This is a genomic window from Sphingobacterium pedocola, from assembly GCF_015209965.1.
GTDB classification, from domain to species: domain Bacteria; phylum Bacteroidota; class Bacteroidia; order Sphingobacteriales; family Sphingobacteriaceae; genus Sphingobacterium; species Sphingobacterium pedocola.
Genome location: NZ_MU158691.1, coordinates 1,399 through 14,980 on the forward strand (window position 1 = coordinate 1,399; position 13,582 = coordinate 14,980).

General features: G+C 40.4%; 16 protein-coding genes. 9 read left to right on the forward strand and 7 right to left on the reverse strand.

The features are described from left to right. The coding region (locus C4F40_RS16030; RefSeq protein WP_196940440.1) for a hypothetical protein at nucleotides 1–272 on the forward strand (272 nt) is incomplete at its 5' end. 390 nt (nucleotides 273–662) lie between these two features. Continuing rightward, nucleotides 663–1,184, forward strand: a complete 522-nt coding sequence (locus tag C4F40_RS16035) for a YciE/YciF ferroxidase family protein (protein WP_196940441.1) — start codon at nucleotides 663–665, stop codon at nucleotides 1,182–1,184. Nucleotides 1,185–1,317: 133 nt separating this feature from the next. Here C4F40_RS16035 and C4F40_RS16040 read toward each other — a convergent pair whose 3' ends face one another. After that, nucleotides 1,318–1,878 carry a cyanophycin synthetase family protein gene (locus C4F40_RS16040; protein ID WP_196940442.1) on the reverse strand — a complete coding sequence of 187 codons (561 nt, stop codon included), beginning with the start codon at nucleotides 1,876–1,878 and terminating at the stop codon, nucleotides 1,318–1,320. Between the two features lie 284 nt (nucleotides 1,879–2,162). On the opposite strand from C4F40_RS16040, the gene C4F40_RS16045 reads away from it, so the two are divergent. Together C4F40_RS16045 and C4F40_RS16050 are read left to right on the forward strand one after the other, a co-directional pair. Next, on the forward strand, nucleotides 2,163–2,351 hold the full coding sequence (locus C4F40_RS16045; protein ID WP_196940443.1) for a hypothetical protein: 189 nt from the start codon (nucleotides 2,163–2,165) through the stop codon (nucleotides 2,349–2,351). A 1-nt stretch (nucleotide 2,352) separates the two neighbouring features. Continuing rightward, entirely contained in the window at nucleotides 2,353–2,907 is a 555-nt protein-coding gene (locus C4F40_RS16050) for an FRG domain-containing protein (RefSeq protein WP_231390094.1), read from the forward strand. A 7-nt stretch (nucleotides 2,908–2,914) separates the two neighbouring features. On the opposite strand, the gene C4F40_RS16055 is transcribed toward C4F40_RS16050, so the two are convergent. Next, nucleotides 2,915–3,925: a glycosyltransferase family 4 protein gene (locus C4F40_RS16055; RefSeq protein WP_196940445.1), complete on the reverse strand. Its 1,011-nt coding sequence runs from the start codon at nucleotides 3,923–3,925 to the stop codon at nucleotides 2,915–2,917. A gap of 257 nt (nucleotides 3,926–4,182) precedes the next feature. Here C4F40_RS16055 and C4F40_RS16060 point away from each other — a divergent pair, with 257 nt between their 5' ends. Next, nucleotides 4,183–4,434 carry a hypothetical protein gene (locus C4F40_RS16060; protein ID WP_196940446.1) on the forward strand — a complete coding sequence of 84 codons (252 nt, stop codon included), beginning with the start codon at nucleotides 4,183–4,185 and terminating at the stop codon, nucleotides 4,432–4,434. 37 nt (nucleotides 4,435–4,471) lie between these two features. Here the strand turns inward: C4F40_RS16060 and C4F40_RS16065 are convergent, their stop codons facing one another. After that, nucleotides 4,472–5,467: an acyl-ACP desaturase gene (locus C4F40_RS16065; protein ID WP_196940447.1), complete on the reverse strand. Its 996-nt coding sequence runs from the start codon at nucleotides 5,465–5,467 to the stop codon at nucleotides 4,472–4,474. A gap of 268 nt (nucleotides 5,468–5,735) precedes the next feature. On the opposite strand from C4F40_RS16065, the gene C4F40_RS16070 reads away from it, so the two are divergent. After that, complete coding sequence (locus C4F40_RS16070; RefSeq protein ID WP_196940448.1) at nucleotides 5,736–6,959, forward strand: aminotransferase class V-fold PLP-dependent enzyme; 1,224 nt, start codon at nucleotides 5,736–5,738, stop codon at nucleotides 6,957–6,959. A 43-nt stretch (nucleotides 6,960–7,002) separates the two neighbouring features. Continuing rightward, nucleotides 7,003–7,425, forward strand: coding sequence for a SufE family protein (locus tag C4F40_RS16075; RefSeq protein ID WP_196940449.1), 423 nt, complete (start codon nucleotides 7,003–7,005; stop codon nucleotides 7,423–7,425). On the opposite strand, the gene murI is transcribed toward C4F40_RS16075, so the two are convergent. Further along, complete coding sequence (murI, locus tag C4F40_RS16080) at nucleotides 7,422–8,237, reverse strand: glutamate racemase (protein WP_196940450.1); 816 nt, start codon at nucleotides 8,235–8,237, stop codon at nucleotides 7,422–7,424. The two genes, C4F40_RS16075 and murI, sit on opposite strands and share 4 nt — an antisense overlap. A 66-nt stretch (nucleotides 8,238–8,303) precedes the next feature. Further along, nucleotides 8,304–9,716, reverse strand: coding sequence for a glycoside hydrolase family 125 protein (locus C4F40_RS16085; protein WP_196940451.1), 1,413 nt, complete (start codon nucleotides 9,714–9,716; stop codon nucleotides 8,304–8,306). A gap of 526 nt (nucleotides 9,717–10,242) precedes the next feature. On the opposite strand from C4F40_RS16085, the gene C4F40_RS16090 reads away from it, so the two are divergent. Then, entirely contained in the window at nucleotides 10,243–11,628 is a 1,386-nt protein-coding gene (locus C4F40_RS16090; protein ID WP_231390095.1) for a gliding motility protein RemB, read from the forward strand. Nucleotides 11,629–11,674: 46 nt separating this feature from the next. Next, the gene (gene aroQ / locus C4F40_RS16095; protein WP_196940453.1) at nucleotides 11,675–12,091 is read left to right on the forward strand and encodes a type II 3-dehydroquinate dehydratase; all 417 of its coding nucleotides are present in this window, start codon (nucleotides 11,675–11,677) and stop codon (nucleotides 12,089–12,091) included. 37 nt (nucleotides 12,092–12,128) lie between these two features. Here aroQ and C4F40_RS16100 read toward each other — a convergent pair whose 3' ends face one another. Beyond that, the gene (locus C4F40_RS16100; RefSeq protein WP_196940454.1) at nucleotides 12,129–13,328 is read right to left on the reverse strand and encodes a multidrug effflux MFS transporter; all 1,200 of its coding nucleotides are present in this window, start codon (nucleotides 13,326–13,328) and stop codon (nucleotides 12,129–12,131) included. 54 nt (nucleotides 13,329–13,382) lie between these two features. Further along, nucleotides 13,383–13,582: prolipoprotein diacylglyceryl transferase family protein (locus tag C4F40_RS16105; protein WP_196940455.1), on the reverse strand; the 200-nt coding region annotated here is incomplete at its 5' end.

Consider the following 13,582-nt stretch of genomic DNA (forward strand, 5'->3'; position numbering starts at 1 on the left):
GCATTATAAACAAAATCAGCCGGGCGGTACAGGTGGTACTGCTGGCTCCAATCAAGTTGCCGGGAAAGGCGCTCAATATCTTAAAATACGTAGCCGTAGGGCTGGGGATAATCGAATCGGTATTGGAAACCGAGGATCAGAAATCGGAAATGCGAGATCAGGCAAGTGAAGACCAAAAAGATAAAAGTAATAAAGTTGTCGTGGACTACATTGATACTGGCGGGGAAGAGGAGGACGGCACTGAAAGGAAGGAGGAAAAAGATGCAACTTAACGAAACGCGCATAGGTGCATTGGGCGGCACCTTTTGTTCAATATGGGCTTCAATCTCCCTGGGAGGAGTCCTAGAAACTATCGTATTATCTGCCGTAGGTACTTTAGTCAGTTATACGATTAGTGGATGGCTTGGAAAGTCAAGAAGAAGAAAGTAGAATATACAGTAAACGCGGCTCCTTTCGGAGCCACGTCTACTTTTTGTTACACGAATACTCATTTTTATACTCCCGTGGCCGACCGGAGCACCATAAATTCTATGGGTTCAACGTGATACGTACTTATACGTCATATTGAAGGTAGATATCTCGGTTCTTGCGTCTAGTTGGAAAGCTCGAAAACCAATCGCCTTGTCCGACGTTATACTGACAAGAAACAAAAAATAGAAATTATGGCAGCAAAAAACAACGAAGGCAATATGCCAAACGCACATCTACACGAATTATTTGTGGAGGAACTGAAAGACATACTCGGTGGAGAAAGACAACTGTTAAAAGGTTTAAAAAAGTTAGCTGGTGCCGCTGTTAACGAAAAGCTAAAAGCCGCTTTCGAGACGCATTACGAACAGACTGAAGGCCAGATCGAACGTTTGAAAACGGTGTTTTCTGATTTGGGTATGACCGCACGTGGAAAAAAATGTAAAGCGATGGAAGGGCTTCTCGCGGAGGCCGACGAAATTGCAGAAGATTTCCAGGATAGCCCAGAAGTACTCGACGCGGCGCTGATTGCAGCAGCACAAAAGGTGGAGCACTATGAAATTGCAAGTTACGGATGTTTAGTCACTTATGCCAAATTGATGGGACATACTGAAGCGCAGGAATTACTCGCTGCGACACTTGCTGAAGAAAAAGAAACCGATGAGTTGCTAACGTTAATCGCGACAGAAGAAGCGAATACCGGTAAAGGATCCTAGACGAAAGGAAAAGCCAGTCCAATTTTATGCGGACTGGCTTTTTTTGTTAGTTCACTACCCGTGTCGTTAGCGATGACATTAGCAATACAGTACTAGTACTTCACTGTTTTTATCCTGAGATCTTACCCGTCAGTCAGTTCGCCTGCCACCACTCTTCGGATGTATAGGCGACATTCACCACTGCTCTTTTGAAGGTATTGTCCTCATCATGAAAGCGGAAGCCCACGAGTTTTTGGATGGCCGTTCTAATATCGAATGTTCCATCATCTGCCAAGGCCTTTACAAGTTCGAAGGCGATTAAGCCGGCATAGACTCCAGCGTGTACATTGGCAAAGGAATAGACGATAAAGTAGACCCCAGGGTTTGCTCCCGTCCGCGTCATTCCAAAACGGCAGGGCATACCGGCTAATGATTGGAGCTCCTGTGCAACATGTTCTATTACTTCTCCCAGCCATATTCCCCGGTGCATACGCGCGACGAGGTTGTCAGTAGACCCCTCCGCCGGGCCATGATCTTGCAAAGAAGGGAGCAGAGTAATTAATTTGCTGACAAAACCAAGAAGTCTGCTCGTTGGATAAGCCTCGAAAAGGCCAAGATCTATCTCCATCCGGATAAACTTTTCTTTATTTTCCAAAGTCTTTTCGTTGTTTTCTAACGGCATCTGAGACTGGGGTATAACCGAGAGCTGTATCATTTTCATAAGTGAAATCCATTTAGATATCTCTATCCCTTAAGATATGTGTCTATCCCTGATGATAACAACGCTCCCGTATGGAGGTTTAGAACTGATCGAAATAACGTATTTATGACAGCCCGCAAGGTTACAATACAAGCGTAGACTACCCGACGATATACCGTATTAAAAATTACTTTTGATGTATAATTTGGAAGAGGGGATCTTTTTTCTAATAGGAAACGGGTATGTTTCGGTCAAACTTTCTCGTTCTCACCAAAGTTGTATAAGAGGACGCTGATCTTATGAAGAAGGAAACATATAGCACCATGAATGAATTCGAAATTGAGACCTTGAGGGATTATTTAGGTCTCATTCAACAATACACGGCTGATTTTCAGGATTCTATCGAATTGATCTACTTTTTGTTCCGCGGAACAACAAACAGAATCTCCCTTATTGCCCACAATTCGGCGTTTGCAACCGAAAGGTGAGATGCTTGAGATTGAACGAAAATTATTCGATGAATTTAAAAGAGCTAATCCACTATTGATTGAGCATCATCAACCACTGGATGACTGGGATTATTTGACATTAGGACAGCATTTTGGGCTGCCCACAAGATTGCTGGATTGGTCAAACAATGCGCTTACGGCCATGTGGTTTGCGACCAAGGGCACCTCCCTTGAATCAGATCACGTTATTGTATGGATTATCATTGCTGATGAAAAGGATTTTGTATCTCCAGCCGACGAGGATAGTGTTTTTACATCGAGCAGTACCAAGTTTTTTAATCCACGGCTGATCAAGCAACGCATTAACAGCCAGTCCGGTGTATTCACTATTTTTTCATCAGACGACCTGCTGAAAGGGAATCCACTTAACGAGAATCTATATTATAAAGATAAGATGATAAAAGTCAAGATTCCACACCGTCATATCAGAAATATCCAAACGGAATTAAATACGTTGGGCATTAATGCTTTCAGTATTTTTCCGGAATTGGAAGGCCTCTGTTCACACTTGCAGTGGCGTTATTTTGAGCGTTAGGAGCGAATTACTTATTTAGGATTTGTTTATACAGCTCAATGTATTTCTCGCACATCCGTTCTTTGGAGAATTGTTGTTCGACTTTCTTTCTGCAGTCCGTACGGTTAATGGAATCAATATGCTTTACCTTTTCGATGGCTTCGTCGATATCGTTCACGAGAAAGCCATTTTTATTATCATCGATTAGCTCAGGCATACTTCCTTTGTTAAAAGCGATAACCGGGGTGCCACATGCCATGGCCTCCACGATCGACAAGCCAAAAGGTTCGTTAAAGTTTATCGGATGTAATAAGACGCTCGCATTAGCCAATAATTCATTACGCTTTTCCGGACCTACGCTACCAATATATTCAATTTTTTTTGCCTTCAGATAGGGTACGATGTGCTCTTTGAAATAGTGTTCATCCTGAATGATGCCTGCAATGATCAAGCGCTTGTCAAGCGCTTTGGCTATTTCGACGGCTTCTTTTGTACCTTTGTCGTGGTGGATCCGTCCATAATACAATAAATAATCCTCCGGATTGGCGTTAAAAGTAAACTGACTAAGATCAATACCGTGATGTATCGTGGTAATATAGTCAAGTTCGGGCGACCTGTCAGCATTACTTATGGAGACGTAGTGGGTATGTTTGTTGTATTTTTTATAAACAGGAAGTATCTTGGGCGAAGATAGACCATGGATGGTGCTCACCACAGGAGTATTTACCAACTTGGAATATGACAAGGGTAGGAAATCAAATTGATTATGAATAATATCAAATTCATTCGCGTTTTCAAAACATTCGGAAATATGCAGGCATTCCCAAACCTTGGCATCGATACCTTTATCTTCTTCATATCCGGTAGGACATACCGCTTGCAAGGTCGCTTCGGTAATTGAATTACCCGTAGCAAATAATGTGACCTCTACACCATTTTTTATGAGTTCTTCGGTAAGTAAGGAGGTGACCTGTTCCCAAGGGCCATAATGAACAGGGGGAGTTCGCCATGCGATTGGCGAAAGCATTGCGATTTTCATACCTGTAAAACCTCTGATACCCGTTTTTGTTTTGTAATAACAGAAAATAGATATTACAGGCGTTCGTTATAATACTGGATATTGCCCGCATTTCTAATTAGGTTTCCCAACTGTGACGGAATATGGAAAGGATACATCCTAATAAGTACGTCTTTTATACCGTCAAATACCTAAAATATGAGTAAGGGCAAACGAAACTAACTAAAAAGGGTTAGTGAGATAGCTTTTGGTTTATTACGTATTAAACAGGGAAAAATATGAACAGGTCAATTAAATTAGTTTTAGCTTCGATGACATTGCCGATCTTATTCGCATGCAACAATAATAAAACGGTTAGGGATGGAAATGAGGTTCCTACTTCTCGTCAGTATAACGACAACATGCAGGGTGGTATTATCGATAGTGATTCGGTCGCAAGTGACACAGGAGATATGCGATATCGAGATACGGTTTTATCAGATCCCACTTCGAATCCACCACCAACGCCGGAACCTCAGCGCGTTGAGTAAATTAGCCTGCACTGCAGGCTAATTTACTCAAAACTACCTATCCGTAAATCCACTTGAATTTATATTCTTTCTCTGGAATCTTAATTCGTTCCGCTAGTCGGGTAAGCCGGTCGGGTAAACGCATCAAATAATCTCGGGCTTTTTCACCTTGTGCATTAAGCCCTGAAACCTGATCAATTTTCCAATCGGTGATGAGTTCTTTTAAAATGTCCACATAATCTAGTGCGGTATATACATCCAGTCGTTGTGCCGCATCGGAGAAGTGCGCAAACGCCTCACCTTGAGGTTCACCCGCCTCCCTTAAAAAATGAGCTGGCATAACAATTTTCTTACGCATCATATCTTCAAAGGCTAACATCACTTCACTTGGATCTACCACAAACGCATGTGAGATAAAAGACATGTAAGCCTTGGCGTGACGGGCCTCGTCGGCGGCTATAACCCCACACATTTTTGCCAATAGTTTATCCCCGTTCTTTTTGGAAATGGCTGCTACACGACGATGGGATACATTTGTAGCGAGCTCCTGAAACGAAGTGTAAATAAAGTTTCGGTAAGGATCTGCTCCAGTACCGATATCAAATCCATCTTTAATTAAGTATTGTGTACTCATTTCAAACTGCCGCATGTCTACACGACCGGATAAATACAAGTATTTGTTTAGAAGATCACCGTGTCTATTTTCTTCTGCGGTCCAGGCACGAACCCACTTCATCCACCCGCCTTGCTCATTTTTGTCAACATGCTCTACCATAGTTAACCACGATTCATAGGTAGGTAGGGCCTCTTCTGTCACTGTATCTCCGATAAGCACGGCTACTAGGTCATACGGAAGCTCCCTGGCACTCTCTTGTAATTCTTTTACTTCTTCGAAAAAAGTGTCTCTAGAAGAATCGGGTAAGAAATCCGCAGGTTGCCACATCTGTTCAACCGGCTTAAGGTACTCGCTCATTTCATTCAGCATGAACGGTTCTAAATAAGCCATAACTTCTTTTCTTGACCCTTCTGGAAGATTTAATGGTAATTCTTGCATATTAGTACAAAGGTAATCAAATTCGATTTAAATAATACCGTATATTTTCTATTAAAAAAACGGAAATGACACAGAAATGTTTACGTTAACGGAAATAAAAATACACGTGAACCTCCTATATGCGTGTTGTTGTCTAATTGGAATCTACGGCTTATTAATCATTTTAACTTTAAAGCGTTAGTCCTTGCTATAAAAGATACATCCAATTGACTTTTTTTGATGAGATAAACCTTAACTTTGGAGTCTATTAAAGAGAGGACATAATACTTTGAAAAATTTCGATATTAACAAAATAAGAGCAGATTTCCCTATTCTGAAAAGACAGGTAAATGGTAGGCCCTTAATATACCTCGATAATGGTGCAACCACACAAAAACCTTCGAAGGTAATTGATGCTATCGTATCTTATTATTCAGATATGAATAGTAATATCCACCGAGGAGTACATTATTTAAGCCAGATTTCAACGGATGCATTTGAAGTGGCCCGCCGTAAAATACAATCATTTATTCATGCAGCGCATGAATACGAAGTAATTATAACAAACGGGACGACCCATTCGATTAATCTTGTCGCTAATTGTTATGGAAAGGCGTTTGTACATGCCGGCGATGAAGTTATTATCTCAGCGATGGAACATCATTCCAATATTGTTCCCTGGCAAATGCTCTGTGAAGAAAAAGGTGCTACGTTAAAGGTCATTCCGATGGACGAACATGGTGTGCTGGATATGGAGGCTTATAAGGAGTTATTGTCCGATAGAACAAAAATCGTGTCGATCACGTATGTTTCCAATGCGTTGGGAACAGTTAATCCGGTAAAGAAGATTATTAAGTTGGCGCACGAACGTAATGTTCCGGTTCTAGTAGACGCCGCTCAGGCCGTACAGCACCTAAAAATTGACGTACAGGAATTGGATGTAGATTTCTTAGTATTTTCCGGACATAAGATGTATGGACCCACTGGAGTGGGGGTGCTATATGGGAAGGAAAAATGGCTGAACGCAATGCCTCCCTACCAAGGCGGTGGTGATATGATTAAAGAGGTGACGTTTGAAAAAACGACATACAATGATCTGCCACTCAAATTTGAAGCGGGTACACCTAATATTGAAGCTGGGATCTGTCTGGCTAATGCGATTGATTACATCGAAGAAATCGGACTTGATCAAATCAAAGCCTACGAGGACGAACTGTTGAAATACGCAACCACACGATTAGCCGAGGTAGAAGGATTAAAATTCATCGGCACCTCTGCACAAAAATCGTCTGTCATATCTTTCGTAATAGAAGGTGTTCATCCATATGATGTTGGGGTAATTCTCGACAAATTAGGAATCGCTGTACGTACAGGACACCATTGTGCTCAACCTGTGATGGATCAGTTTCAGATACCAGGAACAATTAGGGCAAGTTTAGCGATGTATAATACCAAAGACGAAGTGGATAATTTGGTCGAAGGGGTGAAACGTGCAGTAAAAATGTTAAAATAATCTTTTTACTATTTAATTACTTTTGACTTATTACTTTTTGTAAATGACGATCAACGAAATACAAGATGAATTAATAGAGGATTTTTCTTTCTACCAAGATTGGATGGAAAAATATGAATATATTATTCAGTTAGGCAAAGAATTACCATTAATTAAAGAAGAATATAAACAAGACCAATTCATTATTAAAGGTTGCCAATCCAAGGTATGGCTATATCCCGAATTGAAAGACGGTAAATTATATTTTACGGCAGATAGTGATGCGGTGATTACGAAAGGATTGGTGAGTTTGATGGTGAAAGTGCTGTCGGGGCATACACCAAAGGAAATAGTGGATACCGAGCTGTATTTTATAGATAATATCGGTCTTAAGGAGCATTTGTCACCTACCAGAGCCAATGGGTTGCTGTCTATGGTTAAACAAATGAAGTTGTACGCCATAGCATTGCATGCTAAGCATAACTAGGGAGAGATAGTGCTAACAGCTACCTTCTCGCCAAAAAATATCTTTGCTTTTTCGGCAAAGTCGGTTGCATCATCAGTCGTGTAAAACGTTAAATTTTTTCCTTTGCTACACGTTTGTTCGACTTCCGGATGGCGAATGAGATAGTTGGAAAGGCTATTCGCTACGAGTTCTCCCTGAGCTAGTATGGTGACTCCCTTCGGTACATGCCGCTGAATAACAGGAAGTAGCAGCGGGTAATGTGTACAGGCCAGTACCAGCGTGTCAATATCTGTTGATTGTGATAATATTTCGCGAATATCTTTCTCCACAAAATATGCCGCCCCTTCACTTTGAATCTCGTTGTTCTCCACCAAAGGAACCCAGAAAGGACAGGCATGTTGATATACTACTATGTCGGGGAAGAATTTCTGAATTTCGATTTTATAGGATTCCGATAACACGGTACCGGGCGTTGCAAGAATTCCTATTTTTTTTGTTTTTGTATATTGATCGATGCGTTCAGTAGTAGGTCTTATTACACCCAAAACCTTTTTTCCCGGAGGGAGATCTTTTTGTTGTATAGTACGTAATGCTTTCGCAGAAGCTGTATTGCAGGCCAATATCACGAGATTACACCCTAAATCAAATAATTTAAAAACGCATTCCTTCGTGAATTCATATACGGTTTCGAACGATCGGGTACCATAAGGCACACGTGCATTATCACCTAAATATATATAATCGTATTGCGGAAGTTGTTTGTATATCTCTTTAAATACGGTTAAACCACCATAACCAGAGTCAAAAATACCTACCGGACCGCTTGTTTTCATCACTAAAAATTGATTTTGGGGAATAAACCCCAAATCAATTTTATGATTGTAAAGATTATTCCATAATTATGTAAGCAAAGATGGTTTTTCTTTATAAGTTTTCCATAATAATTCTCCAAATAATGTGTTGGCCCACGCGAACCAATGACGTGTAAATTTCTTCGGATTATCCTTGTGGAAGGATTCATGCATAAACCCTGTGTCACCATGGGTTTTCGCCAGGGTTTGAATACAAGCACGGATCTCCTTATCGTCAATGGATGTAAAGGCGCGCATTGTAATTGCCATAGGCCAGATCATATCACGACCGATATGAGGTCCGCCTATGCCTTCCGCTGCTGTTCCCTTAAAGAAAAATGGATTTTTTTCAGAAAGAATGAATTTACGCGTGCGTTGATATACTTCGTCGTTTACATCAATGGCTCCTAGATAAGGTAGCGCTAGCAAAGAGGGTACATTTGCATCGTCCATCATCAGGTAACTGCCGAATCCATCCACTTCGAAAGCATACACCCTGCCGTGATCGGGGTGGTTTATAATGCCGTATGTATTCACTGCCGATTCGACTTCATTAGCGAGTGCAAGCATCTTTCCTGCTAATTCACTACTGTCTTTAATGCTTTTTAAAATTTCTGCGGATTGGCGTAAACTACTGATAGCAAATAAATTTGACGGTATTAAGAACGGGAAAATACTGCAGTCGTCTGATGGTCTAAAACTCGAACAGATTAGTCCTACAGGGTTTACGGGATAACCATATCCATCCACTTGGAGCGTATCACTGCCACGTGCGGTAGTACGCTCAAATTTATAAGGACCTAAACTATCTTTACGTTGCTGTTCAACAAAGGTTTTATAGGTGTTTTCCTGTGCAGTTAGCCATTCTGTATCGAAGGGAGTCGTATCTCCGGTTTCTTTCCAATATGCATGTGCTAACCGGATTGGATAGCACAACGAATCGATTTCCCATTTCCGTTCATGGATTCCAGGCTTCATTTCCGTGTGATCCGTAAACCATTCTCCTTTTTTATGAGGATCGTTATAGAAAGCATTTGCATAAGGATCGATGTTAATACATTGGGATTGCTTGTTAATTAATCCGAGGATGAGGCTTTGCAGCTTTTTGTCTTCTTTCATAAACTGCAGATACGGCCATACCTGTGCACTGCTATCTCTTAACCACATGGCATCAATATCTCCTGTGATAACGTACGTTAATTTTTTTGATGCAGTAGATTCATCATAAATTGTGGTATCTAAGGTGTTTGGAAAGCAATTATTAAATAGCCAGCCAAGCTCCTTATTAGACACTTTTTCCTGAAATTCAAGGATAGCACTTTCGATGCTTTGGCTCGTAAAATGTCTTTTGTCTGTTGCCACTCTGACTATAGGATAGTTTAATTCGGCAAAAGACAGTTTGCTTGCCAGCATACCCGCACCCAATAATCCGGAGTTTTGTAGAAAAGTTCGACGTTTCATATGTATATTATTATTCATTAATGTGTATTTTCAACGGCATTCATGAGCGCTTCGCGGTTTGATTTTTTTTGGTCATATGGAATATTTCCATGTTTTGTTGTTATCATAATGTTTATCAGCACAAGATGCAATTAATTTTTGAGAAATAAAAGAAGAAAAAACGTTTTAGCATACAATTCGGTCATTTATTCTATTAATAATATAAATAGAATTACTTTTGTATATACTTTAGGTATAGAATTTGATATTCACAATAACTTTTTAATTGTATTACTTTATGAAGCTTAGCTTACATTTCTTATCCTGTTGCCTGTTTTCAATGGTACTATGTAGTGTTACTGGTTTAACCGCCCAAGTAAAAAATCAACCTTACTCATACCAGCACAGTCAAAAATATAATGAAATTTTGTACAGTCCCGATACGCGGCTTCACACCTCTTCTAAACCTTTTCTTTTTCGAAATGAATTGTTAGCGAAGTACGATTCGATAACAAGTACAGCCACAACTTCTTCAAATAATTGGTTTATGCGTAAACTATTTAATGAACATTTGGTAGAAGTGAATAAAGAGGATCATACGTTCTATTTAGATTTTTTGCCCGATTTCCAAATTGGTTCTGAACTGATCGACAGCGAGAAAAGAACGACTTGGCTGAATACGCGCGGATTGCAGGCCGGGCTAACTATTAAAGATAAATTCACATTCTATGCCAACTTTTTTGAGAATCAAGGCGTATTTCCTAATTATTTGGATGATTACATGAATGTAAATGAGGTGGTTCCGGGGCAGGGTACAGTGGAAAATTTATCTAATCATAAAAAGGATTGGATGTATACAACAGCAAGCCTGACGTATGATTTCAGTGACTATTTTCAGGTAACATTGGCCTACGATAAAAATCATATTGGAGATGGTTATCGGTCGATGTTATTGTCCGATTTCTCTTCTAATTATACTCATTTAAAATTTACGGGCAATATTGGTAATGTGCAATACACTTCTATTTGGGCCTATATGTTAGATCCTAAAAACCCAAGAAGAGATTCATTAAATTCAGGTGGTCGGTTCGGAGATGGCGTCAAATGGGGCGCCTTTCAATATTTGGATTACAATGTCAATAATCGTTTATCAGTTGGATTATTTCAATCTGTAATATGGTCGAATGCCAATCAGGCGGGACATCGAGGTTTTGATTTCAATTATGTGCACCCCGGTGCGTTGTTGAGACCGGTGGAATCCACCAATTCGACTTCTCCGGACAAGATGTTTATGGGGTTAAATGCGAAGTATAAGGTGCTCAAAAATGCAACTGCTTATGGACAATTCTTATTGGGCGAGTTCACCGCGAAAGAGTTTTTTGGCGGAAATGGATATGCACACAATAAATGGGGCGCGCAGTTAGGCGTACGAGGCTATGATGCTTTCGGTGTACGGAATTTAAATTTCTTAGCAGAATACAATCTCGCACGGCCCTATACCTATCAGCATTTTGTATCCATATCTAACTATAGCAACCACGGCGAGCCGTTGGCACATCCAAGGGGTGCAAATTTCCACGAGGTACTGGGTATTGCCAATTATTCTTGGAATAGATTTGATTTTTCGTTGCAAGGTGTTTACAGTCGCTTTGGAACGGATCCAGCCGATGGAACTAATATGGGAGGAGATATTTTTCAGTCTTACAGTACCTTACCCAATCTGCACGGTAATTCCATTGGACAGGGAGTGGAAAATAACTTATATTATGCCGATGCCAAGGCTGCTTATGTGTTAAATCCTAAGTACAACCTTCGTTTTGAAGTCGGGTATACCCAAAGATATAGATATATCGAAGATCAAGCGGCTCAGAGATCAGGTGTTATATCGGTAGGACTTCGTTCGAGTTTCCGTAATTTCTATGGTGATATGTAAGTAGATAATAGGTATATTTACACACACGTCCTAAACATATTTATTGATGAGCAAAATACTTATTCTTAACGGTCCTAATTTGAATCTTTTGGGTGTTCGGGAAAAGGGGATTTATGGAAACCAGTCGTTTGAAGAATATTTCGAAACGCTTAAATCACAGTACAGCCGGATTGATTTGATGTATTTTCAGCATAATAGCGAAGGATCAATTATAGATAAATTGCATGAAGTAGGCTTTGACTACGATGGAATCGTATTAAATGCCGGTGCCTATACCCATACGTCCGTTGCAATAGCTGATGCTATCGCTGCAATCAATACGCCGGTAGTTGAGGTTCATATCTCCAATGTGCATCAGCGTGAAGAATTTCGGCATCACTCTTACCTTTCAAAAAATTGTAAAGGCGTGGTTTTAGGTTTCGGTTTAGATAGCTATCGATTAGCTATCGAGAGCTTTTTATAAAACAACAAATCCGCCCTGCTGGGGCGGATTTGTTGTTTTATAAATTTACTTCGACATGCTTGCTTACATATAGGTKKRMKMWTAAGGATAACACTGCACATCCACACATAACCGAAAGCATGGGATATGCGGTGTCGTTATGAAAGTAGCTTACTAACCCTGATGTCAGTGCTCCAATACCCATCTGAATACATCCCAAAAGGGCTGAGGCGCTCCCCGCTAAGGATTTGAAAGGGGAGAGTGCAATTGCAGAAGTGTTCGGGAAAATAAACCCATGACCAAATAAATATAAGAATATTAGTCCGAGCATAAGGGGAAATGTCATCGTGTTTGTCGCTAATCCCAAAATCATAAGCACACCTACAATAGATTGCCAAATATTGGCTATTTTACTGATTTGAGCACTGTTCCATCTTTTGAGCAGTCTCCTGTTCAGTTGCGTTGCCACGATCATAGCGGATGCGACAAAGGCGAACGCAAGGCCATATTCACGTTGTGTCAATCCATAAAACTGTTGCATCACGAAAGATGAACCGGCTAAATAACCATACAAACCCGCGGAAGCAATTGATCCGATAAAGCAGTATGAAAAGAAGGTTCTGTTCGTGAAAACTTCCCAATATTTCGCAGTAATGGCCTTAGGTTTTAACGAAAAGGTTTTATCACCAACATACGATTCTGGTAAAAAGAAATAAGTGCTCAGAAAGATCATCACTGCGATGATACAAAGTGTCAAAAAGATATAATGCCAATCTAGATGACTTAACAAGAAGGCCCCGACACTTGGCGCAAGAATGGGGGAAATCGCAATAACCAACATAAGCAAGCTGAAAACCCGGGCAGATTCTCTGGGTTCGTAGTAGTCCTGCACCATAGCCCGTGATGCAACCATCCCTGCACAACTTCCCAATGCCTGTAAGAAACGAAGGAAAATAAGATGTTCTATATCTCGCGTGAAGAGACAAAGTAGCGTAGTGCCGATATAAATCCCCAATCCCACCAACAACGGTTTTTTACGACCGTATTTATCGAGCAGCGGTCCATAGATCAGTTGCCCAATCGCGATACCTACGAAAAAGCTTGTTAATGACAATTGAACGTTTTCGACCGTGGTTGAAAAATCGTTAGCAATGGTATGAAAGGCCGGAAGGTACATATCAATGGAGAACGGACCAAGAGCAGCCAGTAGTCCTAAAATAAATAATGTAAGTGTCCTATTGGAACGGAGCTTCTGCATAGATTAAATTTTTGCGTAAAAAAATACGGCTCTTCAAAAGAAGAGCCGCGTATGTTAAGATTTTTTTGCGTTTTCTTTTGGCTTCCTAAAAATAAGGTACAGACCCACGATAATGAACGGTATACTTAATACCTGTCCCATGTTGAAGGTCATGTCATTTTCAAAAGCTTCTTGATTTTCTTTGAAAAATTCGATTATAAATCGAATGGCAAACAATACGACCAAAAATATGCCAAATAATAAACCAGGCTTCG

Excerpts from the sequence above, each read along its gene's own strand:
- C4F40_RS16040 (WP_196940442.1), bottom strand. The coding sequence starts at position 1,878 with ATGATACAGCTCTCGGTTATACCCCAGTCTCAGATGCCGTTAGAAAAC.
- C4F40_RS16050 (WP_231390094.1), top strand. The coding sequence starts at position 2,353 with ATGCTTGAGATTGAACGAAAATTATTCGATGAATTTAAAAGAGCTAAT.
- C4F40_RS16075 (WP_196940449.1), top strand. The coding sequence starts at position 7,003 with ATGACGATCAACGAAATACAAGATGAATTAATAGAGGATTTTTCTTTC.
- C4F40_RS16085 (WP_196940451.1), bottom strand. The coding sequence starts at position 9,716 with ATGAAACGTCGAACTTTTCTACAAAACTCCGGATTATTGGGTGCGGGT.
- C4F40_RS16035 (WP_196940441.1), top strand. The coding sequence starts at position 663 with ATGGCAGCAAAAAACAACGAAGGCAATATGCCAAACGCACATCTACAC.
- C4F40_RS16045 (WP_196940443.1), top strand. The coding sequence starts at position 2,163 with ATGAAGAAGGAAACATATAGCACCATGAATGAATTCGAAATTGAGACC.
- aroQ (WP_196940453.1), top strand. The coding sequence starts at position 11,675 with ATGAGCAAAATACTTATTCTTAACGGTCCTAATTTGAATCTTTTGGGT.
- C4F40_RS16090 (WP_231390095.1), top strand. The coding sequence starts at position 10,243 with ATGCGTAAACTATTTAATGAACATTTGGTAGAAGTGAATAAAGAGGAT.
- murI (WP_196940450.1), bottom strand. The coding sequence starts at position 8,237 with ATGAAAACAAGCGGTCCGGTAGGTATTTTTGACTCTGGTTATGGTGGT.
- C4F40_RS16060 (WP_196940446.1), top strand. The coding sequence starts at position 4,183 with ATGAACAGGTCAATTAAATTAGTTTTAGCTTCGATGACATTGCCGATC.
- C4F40_RS16065 (WP_196940447.1), bottom strand. The coding sequence starts at position 5,467 with ATGCAAGAATTACCATTAAATCTTCCAGAAGGGTCAAGAAAAGAAGTT.
- C4F40_RS16055 (WP_196940445.1), bottom strand. The coding sequence starts at position 3,925 with ATGAAAATCGCAATGCTTTCGCCAATCGCATGGCGAACTCCCCCTGTT.